Origin of the sequence: Streptomyces sp. V1I1, from assembly GCF_030817355.1 — a bacterium.
GTDB lineage: Bacteria > Actinomycetota > Actinomycetes > Streptomycetales > Streptomycetaceae > Streptomyces.
The window spans coordinates 6,130,820-6,156,699 of record NZ_JAUSZH010000001.1 but is presented as its reverse complement, the minus strand read 5'-3'; the positions used below and the strand labels follow the sequence as shown (position 1 = coordinate 6,156,699).

The 25,880-nt window shown below is 70.7% G+C and carries 21 protein-coding genes and 1 pseudogene; 13 read left to right on the top strand and 9 right to left on the bottom strand.

Translation table 11 applies throughout. The features are described from left to right. The first annotated feature begins 81 nt into the window (after positions 1-81). Positions 82-1,272: a quinolinate synthase NadA gene (gene nadA, locus QFZ67_RS28835; RefSeq protein WP_307663967.1), complete on the top strand. Its 1,191-nt coding sequence runs from the start codon at positions 82-84 to the stop codon at positions 1,270-1,272. A 95-nt stretch (positions 1,273-1,367) separates the two neighbouring features. On the opposite strand, the gene QFZ67_RS28830 is transcribed toward nadA, so the two are convergent. Then, on the bottom strand, positions 1,368-2,066 hold the full coding sequence (locus QFZ67_RS28830) for an alpha/beta fold hydrolase (protein ID WP_307663966.1): 699 nt from the start codon (positions 2,064-2,066) through the stop codon (positions 1,368-1,370). Between the two features lie 65 nt (positions 2,067-2,131). Between QFZ67_RS28830 and QFZ67_RS28825 the strand changes: the two genes are divergently transcribed. After that, a complete protein-coding gene (locus QFZ67_RS28825) occupies positions 2,132-2,632 on the top strand; it encodes an N-acetyltransferase (protein WP_307663965.1) in 501 nt (166 codons plus the stop codon). A 100-nt stretch (positions 2,633-2,732) separates the two neighbouring features. On the opposite strand, the gene QFZ67_RS28820 is transcribed toward QFZ67_RS28825, so the two are convergent. The 5 genes from QFZ67_RS28820 to QFZ67_RS28800 all read right to left on the bottom strand — a co-directional run bounded on the left by QFZ67_RS28820 (position 2,733) and on the right by QFZ67_RS28800 (position 9,122). Continuing rightward, positions 2,733-5,873, bottom strand: coding sequence for an efflux RND transporter permease subunit (locus QFZ67_RS28820; RefSeq protein WP_307663964.1), 3,141 nt, complete (start codon positions 5,871-5,873; stop codon positions 2,733-2,735). A gap of 150 nt (positions 5,874-6,023) precedes the next feature. Continuing rightward, positions 6,024-6,710 carry a response regulator transcription factor gene (locus QFZ67_RS28815; protein WP_307663963.1) on the bottom strand — a complete coding sequence of 229 codons (687 nt, stop codon included), beginning with the start codon at positions 6,708-6,710 and terminating at the stop codon, positions 6,024-6,026. After that, on the bottom strand, positions 6,707-7,936 hold the full coding sequence (locus QFZ67_RS28810; RefSeq protein WP_373430139.1) for a sensor histidine kinase: 1,230 nt from the start codon (positions 7,934-7,936) through the stop codon (positions 6,707-6,709). Before QFZ67_RS28810 ends, QFZ67_RS28815 begins: the two co-directional genes overlap by 4 nt. Before the next feature lie 112 nt (positions 7,937-8,048). Further along, positions 8,049-8,327, bottom strand: coding sequence for a hypothetical protein (locus QFZ67_RS28805; RefSeq protein ID WP_307663961.1), 279 nt, complete (start codon positions 8,325-8,327; stop codon positions 8,049-8,051). A 9-nt stretch (positions 8,328-8,336) separates the two neighbouring features. Continuing rightward, positions 8,337-9,122 carry a PspA/IM30 family protein gene (locus tag QFZ67_RS28800; protein WP_307663960.1) on the bottom strand — a complete coding sequence of 262 codons (786 nt, stop codon included), beginning with the start codon at positions 9,120-9,122 and terminating at the stop codon, positions 8,337-8,339. Positions 9,123-9,426: 304 nt separating this feature from the next. Here QFZ67_RS28800 and QFZ67_RS28795 point away from each other — a divergent pair, with 304 nt between their 5' ends. The 3 genes from QFZ67_RS28795 (at position 9,427) to QFZ67_RS28785 (ending at position 12,719) form a co-directional block, all read left to right on the top strand. Further along, positions 9,427-10,023, top strand: coding sequence for a DUF3043 domain-containing protein (locus tag QFZ67_RS28795; RefSeq protein ID WP_307663959.1), 597 nt, complete (start codon positions 9,427-9,429; stop codon positions 10,021-10,023). Positions 10,024-10,076: 53 nt separating this feature from the next. Continuing rightward, positions 10,077-10,811, top strand: a complete 735-nt coding sequence (locus tag QFZ67_RS28790; protein ID WP_307666004.1) for a bifunctional 2-polyprenyl-6-hydroxyphenol methylase/3-demethylubiquinol 3-O-methyltransferase UbiG — start codon at positions 10,077-10,079, stop codon at positions 10,809-10,811. A 177-nt stretch (positions 10,812-10,988) separates the two neighbouring features. Then, a complete protein-coding gene (locus QFZ67_RS28785) occupies positions 10,989-12,719 on the top strand; it encodes an ABC transporter ATP-binding protein (RefSeq protein ID WP_307666003.1) in 1,731 nt (576 codons plus the stop codon). A 116-nt stretch (positions 12,720-12,835) separates the two neighbouring features. Here the strand turns inward: QFZ67_RS28785 and QFZ67_RS28780 are convergent, their stop codons facing one another. Further along, positions 12,836-13,045 carry a hypothetical protein gene (locus QFZ67_RS28780; protein ID WP_307663958.1) on the bottom strand — a complete coding sequence of 70 codons (210 nt, stop codon included), beginning with the start codon at positions 13,043-13,045 and terminating at the stop codon, positions 12,836-12,838. Positions 13,046-13,136: 91 nt separating this feature from the next. Here QFZ67_RS28780 and QFZ67_RS28775 point away from each other — a divergent pair, with 91 nt between their 5' ends. The 4 genes from QFZ67_RS28775 to QFZ67_RS28760 all read left to right on the top strand — a co-directional run bounded on the left by QFZ67_RS28775 (position 13,137) and on the right by QFZ67_RS28760 (position 18,072). After that, complete coding sequence (locus tag QFZ67_RS28775) at positions 13,137-14,339, top strand: bifunctional adenosylcobinamide kinase/adenosylcobinamide-phosphate guanylyltransferase (RefSeq protein WP_307663957.1); 1,203 nt, start codon at positions 13,137-13,139, stop codon at positions 14,337-14,339. Between the two features lie 45 nt (positions 14,340-14,384). Next, complete coding sequence (cobT, locus tag QFZ67_RS28770) at positions 14,385-15,455, top strand: nicotinate-nucleotide--dimethylbenzimidazole phosphoribosyltransferase (protein WP_307663956.1); 1,071 nt, start codon at positions 14,385-14,387, stop codon at positions 15,453-15,455. 80 nt (positions 15,456-15,535) lie between these two features. Further along, on the top strand, positions 15,536-17,368 hold the full coding sequence (locus QFZ67_RS28765) for a phosphatidylglycerol lysyltransferase domain-containing protein (protein ID WP_307663955.1): 1,833 nt from the start codon (positions 15,536-15,538) through the stop codon (positions 17,366-17,368). Further along, complete coding sequence (locus QFZ67_RS28760) at positions 17,365-18,072, top strand: hypothetical protein (RefSeq protein WP_307663954.1); 708 nt, start codon at positions 17,365-17,367, stop codon at positions 18,070-18,072. Before QFZ67_RS28765 ends, QFZ67_RS28760 begins: the two co-directional genes overlap by 4 nt. Here QFZ67_RS28760 and QFZ67_RS28755 read toward each other — a convergent pair. Then, positions 18,021-18,776 (bottom strand): hypothetical protein, encoded by a 756-nt coding sequence (locus tag QFZ67_RS28755; RefSeq protein WP_307663953.1) that lies wholly within the window; start codon positions 18,774-18,776, stop codon positions 18,021-18,023. The genes QFZ67_RS28760 and QFZ67_RS28755 overlap by 52 nt on opposite strands. 73 nt (positions 18,777-18,849) lie before the next feature. Between QFZ67_RS28755 and QFZ67_RS28750 the strand changes: the two genes are divergently transcribed. Beyond that, positions 18,850-19,638: an adenosylcobinamide-GDP ribazoletransferase gene (locus tag QFZ67_RS28750; protein ID WP_307663952.1), complete on the top strand. Its 789-nt coding sequence runs from the start codon at positions 18,850-18,852 to the stop codon at positions 19,636-19,638. On the opposite strand, the gene QFZ67_RS28745 is transcribed toward QFZ67_RS28750, so the two are convergent. Next, a complete protein-coding gene (locus tag QFZ67_RS28745) occupies positions 19,635-20,375 on the bottom strand; it encodes an endo alpha-1,4 polygalactosaminidase (RefSeq protein ID WP_307666002.1) in 741 nt (246 codons plus the stop codon). The two genes, QFZ67_RS28750 and QFZ67_RS28745, sit on opposite strands and share 4 nt — an antisense overlap. 264 nt (positions 20,376-20,639) lie before the next feature. Between QFZ67_RS28745 and QFZ67_RS28740 the strand changes: the two genes are divergently transcribed. From QFZ67_RS28740 to sucB, 3 genes and pseudogenes are all read left to right on the top strand, one after another. After that, the gene (locus QFZ67_RS28740) at positions 20,640-22,196 is read left to right on the top strand and encodes a leucyl aminopeptidase (protein ID WP_307663951.1); all 1,557 of its coding nucleotides are present in this window, start codon (positions 20,640-20,642) and stop codon (positions 22,194-22,196) included. Positions 22,197-22,545: 349 nt separating this feature from the next. Further along, positions 22,546-23,934 carry a dihydrolipoyl dehydrogenase gene (gene lpdA / locus QFZ67_RS28735; RefSeq protein ID WP_307663950.1) on the top strand — a complete coding sequence of 463 codons (1,389 nt, stop codon included), beginning with the start codon at positions 22,546-22,548 and terminating at the stop codon, positions 23,932-23,934. A gap of 92 nt (positions 23,935-24,026) precedes the next feature. After that, positions 24,027-25,842 (top strand): annotated as a pseudogene (sucB, locus tag QFZ67_RS28730) (2-oxoglutarate dehydrogenase, E2 component, dihydrolipoamide succinyltransferase). Positions 25,843-25,880 lie beyond the last annotated feature (38 nt).

The window sequence follows — 25,880 nt, the reverse complement described above, 5'->3', positions numbered from 1 at the left end:
TCGCCATCGTCAAAGTGACGTGAAGGGGTTATGATAGATAGCGTCAAATAGACGAGAAGGTCTGTCTGCAGAAGAGAAAGGGTGCGTGTCGTGACCACCGCCCAAGCCCGCCCGGAGCTCGACGTCCAGCCGACGCCGCTCGCCCTGCTGCTGCTCGGCCGCGAAGCCGACCCCAGGAGCGAGCGCGGTGTCGAGTGCCCCGGCGACCTGCCGTCCCCGTCCGACCCGGACCTGGTGGAGCGCGCCCGCGCAGCCAAGGAGAAGCTCGGGGACAAGGTCTTCGTCCTCGGCCACCACTACCAGCGTGACGAGGTCATCCAGTTCGCCGACGTCACCGGGGACTCCTTCAAGCTTGCCAAGGACGCCGCGGCGCGGCCGGAGGCCGAGTACATCGTCTTCTGCGGTGTGCACTTCATGGCCGAGTCCGCGGACATCCTGACCTCCGACGACCAGAAGGTAGTGCTGCCCGACCTGGCCGCCGGCTGCTCGATGGCCGACATGGCGACGGCCGAGCAGGTCGCGGAGTGCTGGGACGTGCTGACCGAGGCCGGCATAGCCGAGCAGGTCGTGCCCGTTTCGTACATGAACTCCTCCGCGGACATCAAGGCCTTCACCGGCAAGCACGGCGGGACGATCTGCACCTCGTCGAACGCGAAGCGCGCACTGGACTGGGCCTTCGAGCAGGGCGAGAAGGTGCTGTTCCTGCCTGACCAGCACCTCGGACGGAACACCGCCGTACGGGACATGGGCATGTCGCTCGACGACTGCGTCCTCTACAACCCGCACAAGCCGAATGGCGGACTGACCGTCGAGCAGCTGCGGAACGCCAAGATGATCCTGTGGCGCGGGCACTGCTCGGTGCACGGTCGCTTCTCGCTGGACTCGGTCAACGATGTGCGGGAGCGGATTGAGGGCGTGAACGTCCTGGTGCACCCGGAGTGCAAGCACGAGGTCGTGAGCGCCGCGGACTACGTCGGGTCGACGGAGTACATCATCAAGACGCTTCAGGCGGCCCCGGCCGGCTCCAAGTGGGCGATCGGCACCGAGCTCAACCTGGTCCGCCGGGTCGCGAACGCGCACCCCGACAAGGAGATCGTTTTCCTCGACAAGACGGTCTGCTTCTGCTCGACGATGAACCGCATCGACCTGCCGCACCTGGTGTGGACGCTGGAGTCGCTGGCGGAGGGCAATCTGGTGAACCGGATCCAGGTCGACAAGGAGACGGAGAGCTTCGCGAAGCTGGCGCTGGAGCGGATGCTCGCGCTGCCGTAGGACGTACCACCGAGGGGGATGGGGGGCGCCGCGGTCGTGTCGACCGGGGCGCCCCTTTGTATCGCTTCGGCCCCTACGAGACGACGCCTCCCCGGCTAGGGCGAGGCCTCGGTGCGGCAGATCAGGTCGGCCAGCTCTACCGGATGGCTCAGCGCGACAAGGTGCCCGCCGGGCAGGTCCTCGACGGGGACGCCGTCCAGGCGCTCCGCGGCGACACGCCGCTGGAACGAGAGCGGGAAGAACCGGTCGTCGCGTGCCTGGAGCAAGCGGGTGGGGACGTCCGGCCAGGTCTGGAGGGGCCACGGCTCGGTGAACAGGGCTTCCGCGGGGCCGGACGCCTCGGCAGACATCGCCTCGTCGGTGACGTCCTGCGGTACGTCGTGGAAGAAGTCGACGACCAGGTCGAATCCGGCGTTGGGGTCGCGCCCCTCCTCGGCCGCGAAGGCCCTGGCGGCCTCGGCACGGCCGGTGTTGTCCCACCACTCCCCCGCGGTCTCGCCGGGGGCCGGGATCATGGGGTTGACGAGGATCAGCTGCTCGACGGGGGTGCGCTCGCAGACCAAGGGGGCGATGAAGCCGGCGAGGGACTGGGCGACGAGGACGAGGCCGGGTGCGGAGGCCTTGTCACCGATCGCGCCGATGACGGCGTCGACGTGCTCGGCGAGGCCGGCGGTGTTGTCGCTCGGCAGGTCGACGGCGATGACAGCGTGCCCCCGTTCGCGCAGCATCGGCACGACTCGGTGCCAGTACCAGGCGCGACCGTCGGCACCGGGGATGAGCACATACGTCGCCATGCGGGGCTCCTTACAGGTGCGGCAGGCCGACAAGCCCATCGTGGCGTCTGTATACCCTGACCCGCATGTCCACGTTCTTTCTTTCCCCCCTGCGGTTCTCCCCTCGGGAGATCGCCGAGGTGGTGGACCTGTACGCGAGCAATCCGGAGTACTGGCGGGCTGCGGGTGAGTACGACCCCGAGAACATCCGCGCCGACCGGGTGGAGGCGGACCTGCGCAAGGAGGCCGGCATGGAGGGCGCCGAGATCCTGCTCGCCCGGGATCCACAGGGCCGGCTCAACGGGATCCTGTCCCTGCTCGACCGCCATCCGGTGGACGGCCTGCCCTGGATCGGCATGCTGATGATCCACGGCGACCTGCACCGCAAGGGCATCGGCCACGCGCTGGCCGACATGACGGAACAACGCTTCCGCAACGAGGGCCGAGAGGGGCTGCGCCTCGCGGTTCTGGAGAACCACGAGCCGGCGCTGCGCTTCTGGAAGTCCCAGGGCTGGCGGGAGCTGGCCCGCCGCAAGGACGTCGAGCACGGCCGCCCGTGCATCGTGCTGCACAAGTCCCTGGGCTGAGCCTGGGCACCTGCCCCGGGGCCCCGCGCCTCCGCCTCACAAACCGGCCGCCCGGCCCGGGCCCCCGAAGGGGTCCGGGCCGGGCGGCCGGCGTAAAGCGTTATGCGTTGGCCGGGGCCGGCTCCTCCGCGTCCTTCGGGGTCGCGGTGGGCTCACCTCCCGACGTCTTCAGGCGCTTCGCCGCCTTCTTCTTCGCGCGGCGCTCCTTCCGCAGCTCCACCATCGCGTACAGCGTCGGCACCAGCAGCAGGGTCAGCAGCGTCGAGGTGATCAGACCGCCGATCACCACCACCGCCAGCGGCTTGGCGATGAAGCCGCCCTCGCCCGTGACGCCCAGTGCCATCGGGAGCAGCGCGAAGATCGTCGCGAGCGCCGTCATCAGGATCGGGCGCAGCCGGTGGCGGCCGCCCTCGATGACCGCTTCCACCACACCCAGGCCCCGCGAGCGGTACTGGTTGATCAGGTCGATCAGCACGATCGCGTTGGTGACCACGATGCCGATGAGCATCAGCATGCCGATCATCGCCGGGACACCCATCGGGGTGCCGGTGGCGATGAGCAGCCCCAGGGCGCCGGTCGCGGCGAACGGGATCGAGACCAGCAGGATCAGCGGCTGGATCAGCGAGCGGAACGTCGTCACAAGCAGCATGAACACGATCGCGATCGCCGCCAGCATCGCGAGCCCCAGCGAGGCGAACGCCTCGTCCTGGTCCTCCGAGACACCGCCGATGGAGGCCGTCGCGCCCTCCGGCAGGTCGACGGACTTCAGCTTGCTCTGCAGCGAGGCGCTGACCGCGCCCGTGTTGTCGCCCGTCGGCTTCGCCGAGATCGTCGCGGCCCGCGAGCCGTCGATCCGGGTCATCGAGACCGGTCCCGGCACCAGCTTCACGTCCGCGATGTCGCCGAGCTTCACCGGGCCCAGGGGCAGCGCCCGCAGCTGCGCCAGCGTCCGCGCCGGCTCCGCCGAGGTGATCACGACGTCGCGCTCGGTGTCGTCCAGGATCGCCTTGCCCGACGGGGTGCCGCGCACTGCCTGGCCGACGGCCAGACCCAGCGTCGTCTCGTTGAAGCCCGCGTCCGCCGCCTTCGCGTTCGCCTTGACCGAGATCCGCGGGATGCTCTGCGCCAGGTCGCTCTGTACGTCGGTGACGTCGTCGAGCTTCGCCACCTCGGCCCGTACCGCCTCCGACGCCTTCTTCAGCGTGTCCGCGTCGGACGCCTTCACCACGACGCTCAGGTCCTGGCTGCCGAAGCCGTCGCCCGCCGCGATCGTCGTGTCGCCGATGCCGTCGAGCTTGCCGAGCTCCTCGTCGATGCGGTCACGGGTCTTCTCGTACGAAGCCGCGTCCTTCAGGGTCAGCTGGTACGACGCCTGGTTCGCGCCCGTACCGCCGCCGAAGGCCGCCATGAAGCCGGAGGAGCCGACGGTGACCTGGTAGTCCTTGATCTCGTCGAGGCCGTCGAGGACCTTCTCGACCTTCTTCGCGGAGGCGTCGGCCGCCTCCAGGCTGGTACCGGGGGCCAGCTCCTGCTTGACCGACATGACCTCCTGCTCGCCCTGGTCGAAGAAGTTGGTCTTGAGCAGCGGGGCCATGCCGAAGGTGCCGACCAGGATGACGATCGCGAGCGCGACACTGGTCAGGCGACGCCGGGTCGCGAAGCGCAGCACCGGGACGTACAGCCGCTGAAGCGGGCTGCGCGCCTCCTTCTCCTCCGCCTTGCGCCGGGCCTCCTCCGGGTCGATGCCCCGAACGGCCTTCGGCGCGCGCAGGAACCAGAACGACAGCACCGGCACCACGGTCAGCGACACCAGCAGCGAGGCCAGCAGGGCCGCGGTGACGGTCAGCGAGAACGAGCCGAACAGCTCGCCGATCATGCCGCCGGTCAGGCCGATCGGCAGGAAGACGGCGACCGTGGTCAGGGTGGACGAGGTGACCGCGCCCGCGACCTCCTTCACCGCGGTGATGATCGCGCTCTGCCGCTCCTCGCCGTAGCCGAGGTGCCGCTTGATGTTCTCCAGGACCACGATCGAGTCGTCGACGACCCGGCCGATCGCGATGGTCAGCGCGCCCAGCGTGAGCATGTTGAGCGACAGGTCGCGGGTCCACAGCACGATCAGCGCGAGGACGACCGACAGCGGGATGGAGACCGCGGTGACGAGGGTGGAGCGGAGCGAGGCCAGGAAGACCAGGATCACGATCACCGCGAAGAGCAGGCCGAGCGCGCCCTCGGTGGTCAGACCGGAGATCGACTTGGAGACCGCCGGGCCCTGGTCGGAGACGACGGTCAGCTCGGCGCCGGAGCCCAGGTCCTTGCGCAGTCCGGGCAGCTTGTCCCGGACCGCGTCGGAGATGGCGACGGCGCTGCCGTCGTTGTCCATGGTGGCGAGGACGGCGAGGCTCGGCTTGCCGTTCGTACGCGTCAGAGAGACCGCGGTCGACGGCGCCTGCTTGACCGTGGCGACGTCACCGAGACGTACGGGCTTGCCGTCCGCGGGCGGCGTCGGCGCGATCCGCAGGTCCTCGATCTGCTTCAGCGTGGTGAAGCCGCCGCCGACCTGGACCGTGCGGCTCTTGCCGTCCTCGGCGAAGGAGCCGGCCGGCATGGTCGCGCCGCCCGCCTTCAGCGCCTCGGCGAGCGCCATGGTGTTCAGGCCGGCCGCCGCGAGCTTCTTGTCGTCGGGGGTGACGGAGACCTGCAAGTCCTGGACGCCGTCGATGGAGACCTGGCCGACGCCGTCGATCTCCTCGAGCGCCGGTACGACGGTGCGCTCCAGCTGGTCGGCGAGTGCCTGCTGGTCCTTGCCGGAGGTGACGGCGAGGACGACGGTCGGGATGTCGTCCGTCGAACCGGCGACGACCTGCGGGTCGACATCTCCTGGGAGCTGGGTGCGGGCCCGGTTCACGGCCTGCTGCACGTCGGCGACGAGCTGCTTGGTGCCGTCCCCGTACTCGAAGCCGGCCATGATCACGGCGTTGCCCTCGCTCGCCGTGGAGGTGATGCTCTTGATTCCGTCGACGGCCTTGAGCGTGCTCTCGAGCGGTTCGACGACCTGCTTCTCGACCACATCGGGAGACGCGCCCTGGTAGGGGGCGAGCACCGACACCATCGGGAGCTCGATGGAGGGCAGCAGCTGCTGCTTGAGCTGCGGGATGGCGATCGCTCCGAAGACGATCGCGACGATGGACATCAGACCGATCAAGGCCCGTTGCGACAGGCTGAATTTGGCCAGCCAGGACATAGGGTCTCTCTTCTGTGGCTTACGAGGCAGGAGGGCATGTTCGGCGGCCCCTGCTTATACGATCAGCCATCCGAAGGGGCTCACCCCTCGACCGCAGGTCCAGTTCCTTATCTCGCGCATACCGCAGCTGGAGTACGCCGAGCCGCCGGCTCACTCCACCCTTGGGCGTACCAGGCCCGATTCGTACGCAGTGACCACGAGTTGGGCGCGGTCACGGGCGCCCAGTTTCGCCATCGCCCGGTTCACATGGGTCTTGACGGTCAGCGGGCTGACTTCGAGCCGCTCGGCGATCTCGTCGTTGGAGTGGCCGCCGGCGACCAGGACGAGGACTTCCCGCTCGCGCCCGGTGAGCGCGTCGAGCCGCTCGGAGTACGCCTGGGACTCCGGCCCTTCGTCCGAAGTGCCGCCCTGCGCAAGGAACTTGGCGATCAACCCTTTGGTCGCGACCGGGGACAGCAGCGCCTCGCCCGCCGCGGCGATACGGATGGCGTTGAGGAGCTCGTCCGGTTCGGCGCCCTTGCCGAGGAAGCCCGAGGCCCCGGCCCGCAGCGACTGCACCACGTACTCGTCCACCTCGAAGGTGGTGAGCATGACGACGCGTACATGGGTGAGCTCCGGGTCCGCGCTGATCATGCGGGTCGCGGCGAGACCGTCCGTACCGGGCATCCGGATGTCCATCAGGACGACATCGGCCTTGGCGGAGCGGGCTAGGGTGACCGCTTCGGCACCGTCCGCGGCCTCCCCGACCACTTCCATGTCGGGCTCGGAGTCCACCAGGACCCGGAACGCGCTGCGCAACAGTGTCTGGTCGTCGGCGAGCAGCACCCTGATCGTCATCTGTCCTCCCCCGAACGTGCCTTGAGGGGAAGTATCGCCTGTACACGGAAGCCGCCGCCGTGGCGGGGCCCGGCCGTGAGGGCGCCGCCGAGTGCGGTGACGCGCTCGCGCATGCCGAGCAGACCGTGGCCGCCGCCGTCCTTCGGCCCGTCCGCCTCCGCGCCGTTGTCCAGCACGGTGACCTCCAGGGTCGGGCCGACCCGGATCACGCTCACCTCGGCCTTCGCGTCCGAGCCCGCGTGCTTCTGCACATTGGTCAGCGCCTCCTGGATGATCCGGTACGCGGCGAGGTCGACGGCAGCGGGCAGCCGGACGCCGTCGTCGGCGCGGGCCACTTCGACCGGCAGACCGGCCTGCCGGAAGGTGATGACCAGCTCGTCGAGCACATCGAGGCCGGGGGCAGGTTCGGTGGGGGCCTCCGGGTCGCCGGACTGGCGGAGCAGGCCGACCGTGGCACGCAGTTCGTTCAGCGCAGAGCGGCTGGCCTCCCGTACATGCGCGAGGGCTTCCTTGGCCTGGTCGGGACGTCTGTCCATGACATGGGCGGCGACGCCTGCCTGCACATTGACCAGGGCGATGTGGTGCGCGACGACATCGTGGAGGTCGCGGGCGATCCGCAGCCGCTCCTCGGCGACCCGGCGGCGGGCCTCCTCCTCGCGGGTGCGCTCGGCGCGCTCGGCCCGCTCCCGTATCGCGTCGACGAAGGCACGGCGGCTGCGTACGGCGTCTCCCGCTGCCCCCGCCATGCCGGTCCAGGCGAAGATGCCGAGGTTCTCCTGCGTGTACCAGGGGGTCGAGCCGAAGAACGTCGCGGCGCCGGTCAGCACGGCCATGGTCAGCAGGCCGACCCGCCAGGTGGTGGGCCGGTCTGTGCGGGAGGCGACGGTGTAGAGCGCGATCACGGCGCTCATCGCGACCGGGGCGGCCGGATCGCCCGCGACCAGCTCGACGACGGAGACCGTGGTGGTGAACACGAGGACGGCCATCGGGTTGCGCCGGCGGAAGACGAGGGCGCCGGAGACCAGGACCATCAGCACCACACTGCGCAGTTCGGGGGTACGGCTCCCGAACTGCGGACCGTGCGGTCCGTTCGGGTCGGCGAAGGAGCCGACGAGCATGCAGAGCAGTACCGCCACGGCTAGGGCGCCGTCGAACGCCAGCGGATGCGCACGGAGCCAGCGCTGGGTGCGGGCGAACCCGGTGGCAGTAAAGGTCACATCCAGCAACGGTACGGCGTGTCGCGACGGCCGTGTACTTCCCAGGGAGCGGCGGACACACAACGGCGCCCCGTTCCGGACCGGCCGGAGCGGGGCGCCGCTGTCTGTTGGAGTGCGAGTGTCAGCCAGGGATCAGGCCGTCGTCGCCGAGCAACTGCCGTACGTCCTCGAGAGTCGCGTCCGGAGCCGGGAGGATCAGCTCGGACGGCTCCAGGGAGTCGTCCGGCAGCGGCTCGCCGAGCTCGCGGACCTTCTCCAGGAGCGCGTGGAGCGTCTGGCGAAAGCCGGGGCCGTCGCCGCTCTCCATCTCGGCCAGCAGCTCGTCGTCCAGCTTGTTCAGCTCGCTGAAGTGGCTGTCCGCCAGCTTCAGCTGCCCCTCCCCCATGATCCGTACGATCATGACGAGTCCCTACTGCTTGTCGAACTTGTGCGGGGTGTTCTGCTGCGGAGCAGCGTCCTGCTGATCGGTCGTGCCGCCTTCGATGGCCTGCTTCGGGGTCGAGCCGCCCGCGAGCTCGGCCTTCATCCGCTGCAGTTCCAGCTCTACATCAGTACCACCGGAGATGCGGTCCAGCTCGGCGGCGATGTCGTCCTTGGCCATCCCGGACGGGTCGTCCAGGGCGCCGGAGGCGAGCAGCTCGTCGATCGCGCCGGCCCGGGCCTGCAGCTGGGCGGTCTTGTCCTCGGCCCGCTGGATCGCCAGGCCGACGTCGCCCATCTCCTCGGAGATGCCGGAGAAGGCCTCGCCGATCCGGGTCTGGGCCTGGGCCGCGGTGTAGGTGGCCTTGATGGTCTCCTTCTTCGTACGGAAGGCGTCGACCTTGGCCTGAAGCCGCTGGGCGGCGAGAGTGAGCTTCTCCTCCTCGCCCTGCAGCGTCTGGTGCTGCGTCTCCAGGTCGGTGACCTGCTGCTGGAGCGCGGCACGGCGGGACAGCGCCTCACGGGCCAGGTCCTCGCGGCCGAGCGCCAGTGCCTTGCGGCCCTGGTCCTCCAGCTTGGTCGACTGTCCCTGCAACTGGTTCAGCTGCAGCTCGAGCCGCTTACGGGAGGTCGCCACGTCGGCGACTCCGCGGCGCACCTTCTGCAGCAGTTCCAGCTGCTTCTGGTACGAGTAATCGAGGGTCTCGCGCGGATCCTCGGCCCTGTCAAGGGCCTTGTTTGCCTTCGCGCGGAAGATCATCCCCATACGCTTCATGACACCGCTCATGGGCTTCGCGCGCCCCCTTCTGACGGACTCAGCTTCAGCACTCCAACAGAACCCACAGTACGGGCCCTGCATCTATTACCGCACTGTTCGAGCGCGGATGCGCTCCTCCCCAAGGACGAGTGCTCAGGGCTCCGATCCGGCGCAAGGAGTAGGTGGCCGTCAGGGAAACCTTGGGCAACGTCCGCTCTGTCCGGCTTCCGCCGGGCTTCTGTCCCCTACAGACGCTCGGTGTTGCGGGATCGTTCCCCACCGGCGTTGGGTCGATGCGTTCCACCCCGTACCCTTGGGCTTTGTGTTTGGTAGCCGTTCCAAGGAAGAGAAGTCCCCCACCGACAAGGTGCCGCTGGACCTCTCCAAGCAGCCCCGCGACCCCGAGGCCCCGAAGGGCCGCCCCACGCCCAAGCGGAGTGAGGCCCAGACCCAGCGCCGCCGTGCCTCCAGCGCGCCGGCCGACCGCAAGGAGGCGATGAAGCGCCAGCGGGAGGCCCGCCGCACGGATCTGGCCAGGCAGCGGGAGGCACTCGCGAGTGGCGACGAGCGCTATCTGCCGGCCCGTGACAAGGGACCTGTCCGCCGGTTCGTTCGCGACTTCGTCGACTCGCGCTTCTGCATCGCGGAGTTCTTCCTGCCGCTCGCGGTGGTGATCCTGGTCCTGAGCATGGTCCGGGTGGGCTCCCTGCAGAACATCGCTCTGCTGCTCTGGCTCGGCGTGATCGTCCTGATCATCGTCGACTCGGTCGGTCTGGTGTTCCGTCTGAAGAAGCAGCTGAACGAGCGGTTCCCGAACGAGCCCAGGCGCGGCGCCGTCGCATACGGCCTGATGCGTACGCTCCAGATGCGCCGACTGCGTCTGCCGAAGCCGCAGGTCAAGCGCGGAGAGCGGCCCTGAGCACGGTCGGTTTCCAGGGCGCTGCGGCCAGCTGGCTCAGTGGGCTCGGGGCGCTGCGCAACACCGTCCGCCAAGAGCTCGTCGCCCGTCAGCTCGATGAGCAGATAGCCGCCCGCTACCCCGTCGGGCAGCGGCTGCGGATCCTCGACGTCGGCATGGGCCAGGGCACCCAGGCGCTGCGCCTGGCGCGGGCCGGACACACGGTGACCGGTCTGGAGTCCGATGCCGAGATGCTGAAGGCGGCCCGTGAGTCGCTCATCACCGAGCCGGCCGGGATCCGTGAACGGGTCCGGCTGATCGAGGGCGACGGCCGGGACACCGGCGTGCACTTCCTGCCCGGCAGCTTCGACGTGGTGCTCTGCCACGGGGTGCTGATGTATGTCCAGGAACCGGACGCGATGCTCGCGGGACTGGCCAGGATGCTGGCGCCCGGGGGCCTGCTCTCCCTGCTCGTACGGAACGGGGACGCGCTGGCCATGCGGCCGGGGCTGGCCGGAGACTGGCCCGGGGCACTGACCGCTTTCGACTCGGGCACGTACACCAACCGGCTCGGGCTTGCGGTGCGGGCGGACCGGCTCGACGCGCTGACGGCGACGCTGGCGGGGATCGCGGCGCCGCTGCACGCCTGGTATGGGGTGCGGGTCTTCACCGACAACGTGCCGAACGAGACCGAACTGCCCGCCGCCGACGAGTTGGAGCGGCTGCTGGCCGCGGAGGACCGGGCGGGGCGCACGGATCCGTACCGCCGGGTCGCGGCCCTGCTGCATCTGTGCGGCGTGCGCGGCTGATTCGGGCAACCGCTCAGGTGTTCCGGGGGTCTTCGCGTCTTCACTGAGGTGACCACCGCAGAGGCCGCCGGGAAAACCGCAGACACCGCAGACACCACAGACACCGCAGACGCCACACAGTCCGCAGAGACCGCAGAGACCGCAGACGCCACTGGCGTCGAGAAGCCGCCCGTCAGACTGCCCGCCCGGGAGACCTGGCGGGCGTTGTACGCGCATTTCCGCCCGCACCGCTGGGTCGTCGCGCTCGGCGCCTCCCTCACCCTGGTCGGCACAGTCACCGGTCTCGCCCAGCCGCTCGCCGCCAAGACCCTGGTCGACCGGCTCGGCGACGATCAGTCCATCACCGGGATCCTGGCGCTGCTCACCGCGCTGGTGGTGCTCGGCACGGCGATCGAGGCGGTCGGCGCGTACATCCTGGAGCGCACCGCCGAGTCCGTGGTGCTGGCCGCCCGCCGCACCCTGATCGGGCGGCTGCTGCGGCTGCGGCTGCCGGAGGTGGAGCGGACCCAGCCCGGCGATCTGATGTCCCGGGTCACCTCGGACACCACGCTGCTGCGTGCGGTGACCACCCAGTCGATCGTCTCGGCGGCGACCGGCGGGCTCGCCTTTGTCGCCACGATCGTGATGATGGGCCTGATGGACCCGGTGCTGCTCGGCGTCACGCTGGGCGTGATCGTGCTGATCGGCGGCTGTGTCGGGCTGCTGATGCCGAAGATCGCGCAGGCGACGCAGCGTTCGCAGGAGGCGGTCGGCGAGATCTCCACCGTGCTGGAGCGGGCCTTCGGAGCCTTCCGTACGGTCAAGGCGTCGGGGGCCGAGGAGCGCGAGACGGCGGTCGTGTCGAAGGCTGCGCGGGAGGCGTGGCGGCACGGCATACGGTCCGCGAAGTGGCAGTCGGCGGCCTGGTCGTCGGTGGGCCTGGCCGTACAGGTGTCGTTTCTGGCGGTGCTGGGGATCGGCGGGGCGCGGGTCGCCTCCGGCGCGATCTCCGTATCCACGCTGGTGGCCTTCCTGCTCTTCCTCTTCTATCTGATCGACCCGGTGTCGAGGCTCGTGGAGGCGGCCTCGCAGTACCAGGTGGGCTCGGCGGCGATCGCGCGGATCGTGGAGGCGGAGCGGCTGGAGACGGAGACCCTGACGACGCCGCGGGGGGACGCGGGCACGGGACCGGCGTCGGTGGTCTTCGAGGACGTCACCTTCCGCTACCGCGACGATCTTCCGTACGTCCATCACGGAGTCTCCTTCGAGGTTCCCGGCGCCGGGATGACGGCCTTCGTCGGCCCGTCCGGGGCGGGCAAGACGACCGTCTTCGGACTGATCGAGCGGTTCTACGAGGCAAGTGGCGGGCGGATCCTCGTCGACGGCAGGGACGTAAGGGACTGGCCGCTGGCCGATCTGCGCGCCGCGATCGGCTATGTCGAGCAGGACGCTCCGGTGCTGGCGGGGACGGTGCGGGAGAACCTGGTCTTCGCCGCGCCGGACGCGAGCGAAGAGCAGATCCGGGACGTGCTCGTACGGACCAGGCTCGACGCGGTCGTGGAGCGGCTGCCGGACGGCCTGGAGACGGTGGTCGGGCACCGCGGCTCAAAGCTCTCGGGCGGCGAGCGGCAGCGGGTCGCGATCGCCCGTGCGCTCCTGCGGCGGCCACGGCTGCTGCTCCTGGACGAGGCGACCTCGCAGCTGGACGCGGTCAATGAGATGGCGCTGCGCGATGTGGTCGCGGAGGTGGCCCGGGATGTGACGGTGCTGGTGGTGGCACACCGGCTGTCGACGGTGACGCTGGCGGACCGGATCGTGGTGATGGACGCGGGGAAGGTACGGGCGGTGGGCACGCACGGCGAGCTGGTGGCGGCGGATCCGCTGTACGGGGAGCTGGCGGCGACACAGTTCCTGGCGTCGGCGCGGTGAGGGTGACGTATCTGCGGGGCGGGGAGAGCGGGAGGGCGGCCCCGGACACCCGGGACCGCCCACGACCCGCACCCCGCGGCCCCCGCGACGCCCAAGCCGAGGCGCCCAGGTGCCCCCTACGACTCGTTCGCCCGCAGGCTCATCGGCCCGTACACCTTCGTGCCGTCCTCCGACAGCACCACCTGTTCCGCGCCGCCCTCCAGCAAGTCCTTCCAGACCTCACCGATCCACGACTCCGCGTCGCCCTGCGTCGTGAACTCCTCCGGCTGCACCGCCGGTTGGACCTCCGATCCGTCGGACTTCTCGAACCGCCACGTCCATGCCATGTCCGCCTCCCAAGGTCCACCAGTGATCTCTTTCCTGCCCGCAGCGTAGCCGGGCGCGCACGCCCCGCGGTGACGCGGGAGGATCGTGAGCGTGGAACTCACTTTGCTCGGCACCGGCGCCCCCGCCGGACTCCCCCGGCCCGACTGTCCGTGCGCCGCCTGCGCCACCGCGCGCGGGGCGTCCGCGCGGGCCGCCACCGCGTTGCTCGTGGACGGGGCCCTGCTGCTCGACCTCACCCCGGGCGCCGCCCTCGCCGCCGCGCGGGCCGGGCATTCGCTCGTCGGCGTACGGCAGGTGCTGCTCACGCATCCGCACAACGGGCCCGCCGTGGATCTGCCCGCCGGGCTGCCCGCGGCCGGGCGGGTGCCGGACGGGCAGGAGCTGACGCTGATCAGCGGGCACCGGGTGCGGGCCGTCCCGATGGATCAGCCGGGCACGGGGTACGAGGTGACGTCCCCGGAGGGCGAGCGGCTGCTCTACCTTCCGCCGGGCGGCTCGCCCGCGGGCCTCGCGGAGGGACGCGCGGCATACGAGATGGTCGTCGCCGATGTGATCGGACGGCCCGACGCGATCGCCCGGCTGCGCGCCACCGGCGCGATCGGCGCGACCACCGACATCATTGCCGTGCACATCGACCACGACGTCACCGGCGGCCGCCCCGAGCTGGGCCGGCGGCTCGCCGCCGCGGGCGCGCGGGCCGTACCGGACGGGACGACGCTGATCGTCGGCGAGTACCACGCCGTTCCCGACATCCCCCGCCGCACCCTCGTCACCGGCGGCGCCCGCTCGGGCAAGTCCCTGGAGGCCGAGCGCAGGCTGGAGACCTTCCCCGAGGTGCTGTACGTCGCGACGAGCGGCCAGCGCGAAGGGGACGCCGAGTGGGCCGACCGGGTCTCCCTGCACCGCGAGCGGCGCCCGGCCTCCTGGCGTACGAGCGAGACCTGCGATCTCGTACCCGTCCTCGCCGAGGAGGGGCCGCCGGTGCTGATCGACTGCCTCTCGCTGTGGCTGACCGACGCGATGGACCGGGTGGGCGCCTGGGACGACGCCACCTGGGCGGCGGACGGCGAGCGCGCGCTGCACGAGCGGGTCGCCGAACTCGTCGCCTCCGTACGCCAGACCACGCGCACCGTCGTCGCGGTGACCAACGAGGTCGGCAGCGGCGTCGTGCCGGCCACCGCCTCCGGGCGCCGCTTCCGCGACGAACTGGGCCGCCTCAACGCCGCCTTCGCCGCCGAGTGCGAGCACGTTCTGCTGGTCGTCGCAGGCCAGGCCCTCGTGCTGCGCAGCTGACAGGCGCTGCCGTGCCGCGCCACCGCTGCCGGTACTGTTCAGCGAATGAGCAGGCTGAATCTCGACGACTTCTCCGACCTGATCGAGCGCCCCGACAGCGGTATGCGACGTGACGCCGAGGAACGCCGGGAGCGGCTGACCGTCCCGCCCGGCGCCCTCGGCCGGCTCGACGAGCTGGGCGAGTGGCTCTCGGCCGCGCAGGCCTCCGTGCCGGTCAAGGCGATCGAGCGGCCGCGCGTGGTGCTGTTCGCCGGTGATCACGGGGTGGCCGAACTGGGCGTCTCCGGCCGGGAGTCCGGCTCCGCGCACGAGCTGGTGCGCGCCACGCTGGAGGGCGCGAGCCCGGTCGCCGTGCTGGCCCGCCGGATGGGCGTGCCGGTGCGGATCGTCGACGCGGGGCTCGACTGCGACCCGGGGCTGCTGCCGGACGAGGTGGTACGCCACCGGGTGCGGCGCGGCAGCGGACGTATCGACATCGAGGACGCGCTGACGATCGAGGAGACCGAGGCGGCCGTACGCCTGGGCATGGCGATCGCCGACGAGGAGGCCGACTCCGGCACCGACCTGGTCGTACTCGGCGATCTGAGCGTCGGCGGCACCACGCCCGCCTCGACGCTGATCGCCGCGCTGTGCGGCACGGACGCCTCGGTGGTGACCGGCCGCGGCGGCGCGGGCATCGACGATCTGGCCTGGATGCGCAAGTGCGCGGCGGTCCGTGACGCGCTGCGGCGCGCCCGGCCGGTGCTCGGCGATCAGCTGGAGCTGCTGGCGGCGGTGGGCGGCGCGGATCTGGCCGCGACGACGGGTTTCCTGCTCCAGAGCGCCGTACGCCGGATGCCGGTGCTCCTCGACGGAGTCGTATCGGCGGCGTGTGCGCTGGTCGGGCAGCGTGCGGCGTTCCGCGCGCCGGACTGGTGGCTGGCGGGCCAGCTGAGCGGCGAACCGGCGCAGACGAAGGCGCTCGACCGCATGGCGCTCAACCCGCTGCTCGATCATGGCGTCACTGTGGGGGAAGGAACCGGGGCATTGCTCGCGCTCCCCCTCGTCCAGGCATCGGCCGCGCTCGCGGCCGAACTGCCGGAGCGTACGGAGCCGGTGGAGAGCGACACGGACTGACGGGCCGGTGCGGCCGCCCCCGACGGGGCGGCCGCATCCTCGCCCACTATGACGCGTGATGCCCCATATCATCGCGTTTCATGGGAGAGGTCCGTTTGTCCACCGAAGAGGCGAGCCCGGGTACACGTACGAGTACTGGTAGCAGTCCAAGTACGACGGGTACGGGTACGAGCCGGAGCACGGGCCGAAGCACCGTCAGCTCACGGCGCAGCGCGGCATTCGCCGTCTGGTATCTGCGCGCCGTGACGTTCGTCAATCTCCTGAGCGCCGTCTGGGTCTCCTTCGGCCAGGATCTTCGGCGGCACAACATCGATGACTACTTCACGCCGTATCTGCTCACGGCGGGCTTCGCGTCCGGCGCGTTCACCCTCTTCCTGGCGATCACCATGCGCCGCCGCAAGCGGGCCGCCTGGATCCTCAACTCCGTACTGGCCGGGCTCTTTCTGCTGCTCTTCGTCCTCGCGATCGCCGTCGACCCGGACGTCCGTGAGCACGCGCAGAACTGGATCTCGCTCGTCCTGACGTCCGCCTTCGTGCTGGCCCTGGTGCTCGGGCGGCGGGAGTTCTACGCCAAGGGCGACCGCACCAACGCCAAGCTGGCCGCGGCCGTCGCGGTCGGCGGGCTGCTCGTCACCTCGCTGCTCGCCGCGATACTCGTCACCGTCACCAACACCTCGGCCGGCCACTCCGCCTTCCTGGAGCGCTGGCGTTACGGCGTGATGCGGCTGGTGTCGCTGGCCGCCGACGACTCCCCCTTCGCCGGGATCAGCACACCCGGCTGGGTCAACGTCACCATCAACGTCCTCTCCACCCTGCTGCTGCTCGCCGTGCTGTACGCGGCGTTCCGCTCCCGCCGGGCCGTCGACCCGCTCACCGACGGCGACGAGGAGAGGCTGCGCGCGCTTCTCGCACGCCACGGCGACCGGGACTCGCTCGGCTACTTCGCGCTGCGCCGCGAGAAGAGCGTCGTCTGGTCCCCGAGCGGGAAGGCCGCCGTCGCCTACCGCGTGGTGGGCGGGGTCTCGCTCGCGTCCGGCGACCCGATCGGCGACCCGGAGGCCTGGCCCGGCGCGATCGACCTCTGGCTGGCCGAGGCGCGTGAACACGGCTGGATCCCGGCCGTGATGGGGGCGAGCGAGGAGGCGGGCACCATCTATGCGCGGCACGGCCTGGACGCGCTGGAGCTGGGCGACGAGGCGATCGTCGAGACCGACGAGTTCACCCTGGACGGGCGCGCGATGCGGACCGTGCGCCAGGCCTACAACCGGGTCAATCGCGCCGGGTACGAGGTACGGATCCGCCGCCACGAGGAGATCCCGCCGGAGGAGATGGACGTACTGCTCGGGCGCGCGGACGACTGGCGCGACGGAGCCACCGAGCGCGGCTTCTCGATGGCGCTGGGGCGGCTCGGCGATCCCGCGGACGGCCGCTGCGTGATGCTCGAATGCACGGATGGCGAGGGCGAGTTGCGGGCGGTGCTGAGCTTTGTGCCGTGGGGGCCCGAGGGGCTCTCGCTCGATCTGATGCGGCGTGACCGGGACTCCGAGAACGGCCTGATGGAGTTCATGGTCATCGAACTCCTGCAGCGCGCCGAGGAGATCGGGATCACACAGGTGTCGTTGAACTTCGCGATGTTCAGGTCGGTCTTCGAACGCGGCTCGAAGCTCGGCGCGGGACCGGTGCTGAGGCTGTGGCGCTCGCTCCTCAGCTTCTTCTCCCGCTGGTGGCAGATCGAGTCCCTCTACCGCGCGAACGCCAAGTACCGACCCATCTGGGAGCCCCGTTTCATGCTCTTCGAGAAGAGCGCCGACCTGCTGCGCATCGGCCTCGCGGCGGGCCGCGCCGAGGGCTTCCTGGAGGCGCCCGGGCTGCCCAAGTGGATGCACCGCAGACATCTGGAGACCAAGCGTTGAACACGGTGCGCGCCTTCGCGCGCCGCGAGTGGGGGCCGCTCTACGCGACCCTGCGGAAGGCGCTCGTCACCGGGAAGTGGCGGGCCGTTCCGATGACGCTCGGGGCGGTCTGCCTCACGGCGCTCTTCCAGCTGGTGCAGAACCAGTCCTGGGGCTTCCGCCCGGTCCACGACATCGGCTTCGTCAAGGCCGAGGACCCGCTCTGGGTGGCCCTGCTGCGCACCCCGCTGTCGCTGTTCGTACCGGCGCTGGATCTGCCGGTGTGGGGTGCGCTGGCGCAGGTGCTGCTGGTGTTCGGGATCGCGGAGATCACTCTGGGGCGGTGGCGGACGCTGGTGATCGCGTACGTGTCGACGCTGGCCGGGACGACGTCCGCACGGATCGGCATCGCGCTCGGCCCCGACGGCTTCTTCGGGCTGCCCGCCGCCGACGCGCAGGTCGTCGACACCGGCCCGTCCGCGGCGGTCGTCGGCCTCGCGCTCTTCGTCTGCTGGCGTTTCAGGGCCTGGCTCACGGCGGCCCTGGTGATCGTGTCGATGGTCGTCGAGGTGCTGGTCAAGGACAACCTCGCGGGCAAGGAACATCTGGCGGCGATCGCGGCGGTGCTCGTGGTGTGCGTGCTCTCGGCGCTGCGCCGGCGGCGGCTCAGGCGTCAGCGTTTGCGCGCCGGCAGCCGGTCGGGGGCGCCGCCGATCAGGTCCTGAAACCTGCGCCGTGGCCGGTCCCAGCGGCGGTCGTGGCGGAAGGAGCGCAGCCGGGCCCTGGCGCGGGCCTTGGGCCGCTTGCGGTAGAAGCGGCGGGCCCAGGGAGAACCCGGCCGGGCCAGCCGTACCGCCCCGAAGAGCGCCACGAACGGCACCAGAACGCTGATGAGGGCCATCCGTGGCTTGCCCTTGACGAGCACGACGAGCACAAGGAGGAAGTTGATCACCAGTGTCGCGATCAGCGAGACGCGGTCCTGGCGTTCGTCGGGGGTCATCTGATTGACGCCGAGCGGTGCGAAGCCGCTGAGGACCAGCAGCGCCAGGGCCGCGGCGAGCACCACGACCTCCACGCTCTGACGGCCCTGCTCGGTCCAGTAGACGTCGTCGAGATGGAGGATGAGCGCGAACTCGTCGAGTACGAGGCCCGCGCCGATCCCGAAGATGATCGCGCAGGCCGCCGCGGAGGGGCCGTGCCGGGCGCTGCCGACCGCCCCGAAGCCGCCGATCACGGTCAGGATGACGCCGGGGACCACATGGTGGATGTGCATGCCGCCGGGCGTGACGTTCTTGAACGGCCCTCTGCCCGCCCTGATCAGCCGGGTGATCGTACGGGTCGCCAGGAAGGTGATGATGAAGGAGGCCAGCGCGAGCAGCATCGGGAGCTTCCCCGGCTCGACGATGTTGCGGTAAAACCAGTGACCCATCCCATGCCACCCGCTCCCGATTTGCGCGATATGCGCAATTTACCGTCAGTCCGGCCGGGCTACCCTTCGCGCGATGATTCCTCTGGACGGCAGACGTCACGGCATACGTTTCGCTTTCGGCACCCTGACCGCGCTCCCGGTCCGCGTCACGCGCTGGGACCGTGACACGGCGCGCGCCGGAATGCTGTGCGCGCCACTGGCCGGGCTGGTCGTCGGCCTGCTCGCCGCGGGCACCGGCGGGCTGCTGACGCTGCTGGGCTCCGGCCCGCTGCTCGCCGCGACGGCCACGGTCGCCGTCCCGGCCGCGCTCACCCGCGGCCTCCATCTGGACGGCCTCGCCGACACGGCCGACGGCCTGGGCAGCGGAAAGCCCGCCGAGGACGCGCTGCGCATCATGAAGCAGTCGGACATCGGGCCGTTCGGGGTCATCACGCTGCTGTTCGTGCTCATCGCCCAGGTCGCGGCGGTGGCCCAGCTGTACGGCGAGGCCTGGACGTACGGCGCGGTGGGCGCCGCGGTCTCGGGCATGACCGCGCGCCTGGCCCTCACCCTCGCCTCACGTACGGGCATCCCGGCGGCCCGCCCCGAAGGCCTCGGCGCGGCGGTCGCACAGGTCGTTCCCGTACGCACCGGACTCGCCGTCGCCGCCCTGGTCACCGCGGCCTGCGCGGCGGCGGGCGCGCTGTTCGGCGGGTACGGCGCGGTCCACCACGCGCTGGCGGTCCTGGCAGGCCTCGGCGCGGCCCAACTGCTGCTGCGCCACTGCGTACGCCGCTTCGGCGGGGTGACGGGCGACGTGTTCGGCGCGCTGGCGGAGACGGCGGCGACGGTCTGCCTCGTCGCGCTGGTGCTCGGCCGCTAGCAGGGCTGCCGCCAGACCCCCAGGTCGTACTTCTTCAGCATCGAGCTGAGATTCAGCCGCCGCGCCCCGGGACAGAACTCATCCGTCGTCAGCTCGTACTCGACATGGAAGACCGCCTTGCCCGCGCTGATGAACGGCGCCAGCCGCTCGCACTCCTCGTGCTCCGCGCACTGTTCATTGACCGCGAAGTCGAAGTCCCCCACCAGTTGCGGGATCTGGTCGAGGTCGTTCTTCAGGCCCACGGCCAGCCCGCGGTCGTGGGCCAGGCGGGCGATCAGGCGGTTGTAGCGGAGCTGGTCGGCCGCGGAGATGGGGAAGCCGGTGGGGTTGGCGTACGCGTCCATGTTGTCGGGCTCGACCGCGTCGAAGCCCTTGGCCCGGCACATCTCGATGCGCTCGGCCATCAGGGGTTCGAGGATGTCCGTACGCCGGATGTCGAGCCAGCGCTCGCCGTCCCAGCCGTTGCCGCGGCCCAGGACGGACTTCGGGAACTTCGCCGCGTCCGGGCGGAACTCCTCCCACGCGCCGGTGGAGAGATAGCAGATGACTTTGCGGCCGCGGCGGTGCAGATCGGCGACCGCGGACTTCGGGTGCTCGAAGCCGTCGATGTCGTACACCGGCACGTCTACGGTCGGATCGAGCCTGCCGCTGAGCTGCCACTGCCAGGCCGGGCCGGGCTCCGGCCGCCAGCGCTCGGCGGGCGGTTTGCCGTCCGGCGGGGACGTGCAGCCCGCCAGTACGAGGAGGAGAGCACGAGCGGCAGTGGTACGCGTCTCACAGGGCGGGCTCCAGTGCGTGCGGGAGGGCGGTGTGCGGTGTGCGGTCGCACGGCACAGCAGAGCACAGACGAGCCCGGCGAGCCGCGAGGCGGCGCCACGGACGAGTGAACTGCCGCCGCCGTGAGCGATACATGTGACCGCGCGTAGGCTCTTGTCAGGCGTGGGGTGTCGATCCACCCCCTCTACGGCCCCGGAACTCAACGGAAGCGAGATTTCACCACCGTGACTGCTCTCACTCTCAGCACTGCCGGCGCGGCGACGCTGCGCGCCGACGCCCTCGTGGTCGGCGTCGCGAAGGGCGCAAAGGGCCCGGTCGTCGCGCCCGGCGCCGAGGCCGTGGACAAGGCGTTCGACGGAAAGCTCGCCTCCGTTCTCGACACCCTCGGCGCCACCGGTGCCGAGGGCGAGGTGACCAAGCTCCCCGCCCCCTCCGGACTCAAGGCCCCGGTCGTCCTCGCGGTCGGTCTCGGCGCGGTGCCGGAGAAGGACGAGGCGTACGACGCCGAGTCGCTGCGGCGTGCCGCGGGCGCCGCGGCCCGTGCGCTGAACGGCTCGAAGAAGGCCGCGTTCGCTCTGCCGGTCGAGGCGGCCGAGGACGCGGAGGCGATCGCCGAGGGCGCCCTCCTCGGTGCGTACTCCTTCACCGCCTACCAGGGCAGCGACAAGGACGCGAAGGACTCCAAGAACGGTGACTCCCAGGCCGGAGGCACCGGCGCGAAGCAGCCGCTCGGCGAGGTCGCCCTGCTCGGCGCCAAGCCGCGCGACAAGGCGCACAAGGCCGCGGCCGAGCGCGCGATCGCGCTGACCGAGGAGATCAACCGCGCCCGCGACCTGATCAACACCCCGCCGAACGACCTCTTCCCCGAGTCCTTCGCCGCCGTCGCCACCGCCGTCGGCAAGGAGCACGGCGTGAAGGTGCAGGTGCTCGACGAGAAAGCCCTCGTCAAGGGCGGCTTCGGCGGCATCCTCGGCGTCGGCCAGGGCTCGGCCCACGGCCCGCGCCTGGTGAAGCTCACCTACACGCACCCCAAGGCGGAGAAGACGCTGGCCCTGGTCGGCAAGGGCATCACCTACGACTCGGGCGGCATCTCGCTCAAGCCGGCCGGTCACAACGAGACGATGAAGTGCGACATGAGCGGCGCCGCCGCGGTGTTCGCCGCCGTTGTCACCGCGGCCCGCCTCGGCCTCCGGGTGAACGTCACCGGCTGGCTGGCGCTCGCCGAGAACATGCCGTCCGGCACCGCCACCCGCCCCGGCGACGTCCTGCGCATGTACAGCGGCAAGACGGTCGAGGTGCTCAACACCGACGCCGAGGGCCGTCTGGTCCTGGCCGACGCGCTGTGGAAGGCCTCCGAGGAGAAGCCGGACGCCATCGTGGACGTCGCGACGCTGACCGGCGCGATGGTGCTCGCTCTCGGCAACCGCACCTTCGGCATCATGTCCAACGACGACGCATTCCGTACCTCCATCCACGAGATCGCCGAGGAGGTGGGCGAGCAGTCCTGGCCGATGCCGCTCCCCGCCGAGCTGCGCAAGGGCATGGACTCCCCGACCGCCGACATCGCCAACATGGGTGAGCGGATGGGCGGCGGCCTGGTGGCCGGTCTGTTCCTGAAGGAGTTCGTGGGCGAGGGCATCGCCTGGGCGCACCTGGACATCGCGGGCCCTGCCTTCCACGAGGGTGCGCCGTTCGGCTACACCCCCAAGGGCGGCACCGGCTCCGCGGTCCGCACCCTGGTCAAGCTCGCCGAGCGCACCGCCGCCGGCGACCTCGGCTGAGGCTGAGGGCTGAGAGCTGAGAGCTGAGAGCTGAGGGCTGAGTCTGAGGACCGAGTCTGAGGACTGAGGCTTTTCTCTCCGTACGGCCCCGGGCATACGTCCGGGGCCGTCCGTGTTGTTAGGTTCGCCTTCAACGGAATCCGTACGTTCGTACGGGCCAGTAACCCCACGGGACGGTCGATCGGCCGTCCCAGACCCCGGCCCCGCGTCCCGCCTCCCGTCAACAAGTGCGAAGATGGGTTCTCGGCAGGACAGGGCCCCCACCACAGGGCCGAAGAAACAGCGGCCGAACACCAGCCGCCGCCCGGTCGAGGACCGGCGACCGGCGCACATGCATGGAGGACGTGACGTGGCGAACGACGCCAGCACCGTTTTCGACCTAGTGATCCTCGGCGGTGGTAGCGGCGGTTACGCTGCGGCGCTGCGTGGAGCTCAGCTGGGCCTGGACGTCGCCCTGATCGAGAAGGGCAAGGTCGGCGGCACCTGCCTGCACAACGGATGCATCCCCACGAAGGCTCTGCTGCACGCCGGCGAGATCGCCGACCAGGCTCGTGAGGCCGACCAGTTCGGTGTCAAGGCCACCTTCGAGGGCATCGACATCGAGGCCGTCCACAAGTACAAGGACGAGGTGATCTCGGGCCTGTACAAGGGTCTCCAGGGTCTGATCGCCTCCCGCAAGGTCACCTACATCGAGGGTGAGGGCCGGCTGTCCTCCCCCACCTCCGTCGACGTCAACGGCCAGCGCGTTCAGGGCCGTCATGTCCTCCTCGCCACCGGCTCCGTACCGAAGTCGCTGCCGGGCCTGGAGATCGACGGAAACCGCATCATCTCCTCGGACCACGCGCTGAAGCTGGACCGCGTCCCGCAGTCCGCGATCGTGCTGGGCGGCGGCGTCATCGGCGTCGAGTTCGCCTCGGCGTGGAAGTCCTTCGGCTCCGACGTCACCGTCATCGAGGGCCTGAAGCACCTGGTGCCGGTCGAGGACGAGAGCAGCTCGAAGCTTCTTGAGCGCGCGTTCCGCAAGCGCGGCATCAAGTTCAACCTGGGCACCTTCTTCGAGAAGGCCGAGTACACCGCCGAGGGTGTGCGGGTCACCCTCGCGGACGGCAAGGCCTTCGAGGCCGAGGTGCTGCTGGTCGCCGTCGGCCGCGGCCCCGTCTCCGACGGTCTCGGCTACGACGAGCAGGGCGTCGCGATGGACCGCGGCTATGTCCTGGTCGACGAGTACATGCGGACGAACGTGCCCACCATCTCGGCGGTCGGCGACCTCGTCCCCACGCTCCAGCTCGCGCACGTCGGCTTCGCCGAGGGCATCCTGGTGGCAGAGCGGCTGGCCGGTCTGAAGACCGTTCCGATCGACTACGACGGCGTGCCCCGGGTGACGTACTGCCACCCCGAGGTCGCCTCCGTGGGCATCACCGAGGCCAAGGCCAAGGAGATCTACGGCGCGGACAAGGTCGTCGCCCTGAAGTACAACCTCGCGGGCAATGGCAAGAGCAAGATCCTGAAGACTGCGGGCGAGATCAAGCTCGTCCAGGTCAAGGACGGTGCCGTGGTCGGCGTCCACATGGTCGGTGACCGTATGGGCGAGCAGGTCGGCGAAGCTCAGCTGATTTACAACTGGGAGGCTCTGCCGGCCGAGGTCGCGCAGCTCATCCACGCGCACCCGACGCAGAGCGAGGCGCTCGGCGAGGCCCACCTGGCACTCGCGGGCAAGCCCCTGCACTCCCACGACTGAGCCCCTCGGGCGCGACGACACTTCCGCACGTCCCCTCGCTCGGCGCTCCGCGCGAGCTGGGGAGACCCCATCCGTTAGGAGCAACTGAAACCATGCCGGTTTCCGTAACCCTTCCGGCGCTCGGCGAGAGCGTCACCGAGGGCACTGTCACGCGCTGGCTGAAGGCCGAGGGCGAGCGAGTCGAGGCCGACGAGCCCCTGCTCGAGGTGTCGACCGACAAGGTCGACACCGAGATCCCGGCCCCGGCCCGCGGGCATCCTCGCGTCCATCAAGGTCGCCGAGGACGAGACCGTCGAGGTCGGCGCCGAGCTGGCGATCATCGACGACGGCAGCGGTGCGCCCGCCGCCGCCCCGGCTCCGGCCGCGGCCGAGGCCCCCGCCGCCCCGGCCGAGGCCCCGGCCGCGCCTGCCGCCCCGGCTCCGGTCGCCGAGGCCCCCGCGGCTCCGGCCGCACCGGCTCCGGCTACCGCTCCGGCAGGCGGCGCCACCGGCACGGACGTCGTCCTCCCCGCGCTCGGCGAGAGCGTCACCGAGGGCACCGTCACCCGCTGGCTCAAGCAGGTCGGCGAAAGCGTCGAGGCCGACGAGCCGCTGCTCGAGGTCTCCACGGACAAGGTCGACACCGAGATCCCGGCCCCGGCTTCCGGTGTGCTGCTGGAGATCGTGGTCGGCGAGGACGAGACCGCCGAGGTCGGCGCCAAGCTGGCCGTGATCGGCGCTCCGGGTGCCGCTCCGGCTGCCGCCCCCGCGCCTGCCGCCCCGGCTCCGGCGCCCGCCGCCGCTGCTCCGGCTCCGGCTGCCCCTGCGGCTCCCGCGGCCCCGGCCGCGCCTGCTGCTCCGGCCGCCCCCGCTCCGGTCGCGGCTCCGGCTCCTGCTCCTGCTCCGGTCGCGGCTCCCACTCCGGCCCCGGCCGCTCCGGCGCCCGTCACCCCCGCCCCGGCTGCTCCGGCCGCCCCCGCCGCAGGTGAAGCCAGTGACGCCTACGTGACCCCCCTGGTCCGTAAGCTCGCCGCCGAGAACGGCGTGGACCTGTCCGCGGTCAAGGGCACCGGCGTCGGTGGCCGTATCCGCAAGCAGGACGTCATCGCCGCCGCGGAGGCCGCCAAGGCTGCCGCCGCCGCTCCGGCACCGGCCGCCGCCGCCCCGGCCGCCGCTTCGAAGGCCCCTGCCCTCGAGGTGTCCCCGCTGCGCGGTCAGACCGTCAAGATGACCCGGATGCGCAAGGTCATCGGCGACAACATGATGAAGGCCCTGCACAGCCAGGCCCAGCTGACCTCGGTCGTCGAGGTCGACATCACCAAGCTGATGAAGCTGCGCGCCAAGGCCAAGGACGCCTTCGCCGCCCGTGAGGGCGTCAAGCTGTCCCCGATGCCGTTCTTCGTCAAGGCCGCGGCCCAGGCGCTGAAGGCCCACCCGGTCATCAACGCCCGGATCAACGACGACGAGGGCACCATCACGTACTTCGACTCGGAGAACATCGGCATCGCCGTGGACTCCGAGAAGGGTCTGATGACGCCGGTCATCAAGGGCGCGGGCGACCTGAACCTCGCCGGCATCGCCAAGAAGACCGCGGAGCTCGCGGGAGCCGTACGCTCCAGCAAGATCACCCCGGACGACCTGGCGGGCGCGACCTTCACCATCAGCAACACCGGTTCGCGTGGTGCGCTGTTCGACACGATCATCGTGCCGCCGAACCAGGCCGCCATCCTGGGCATCGGCGCCACCGTCAAGCGCCCGGTGGTCGTCAACCACCCGGATCTCGGCGAGACCATCGCCATCCGCGACATGACGTACGTCGCGCTCTCCTACGACCACCGTCTGGTGGACGGTGCCGACGCCGCCCGCTACCTGACGCACGTCAAGGCGATCCTGGAGGCCGGCGAGTTCGAGGTCGAGCTCGGCCTGTAAGGCTCAGTAACGCAAGTGCCCCCGTCCCGGAGCGATCC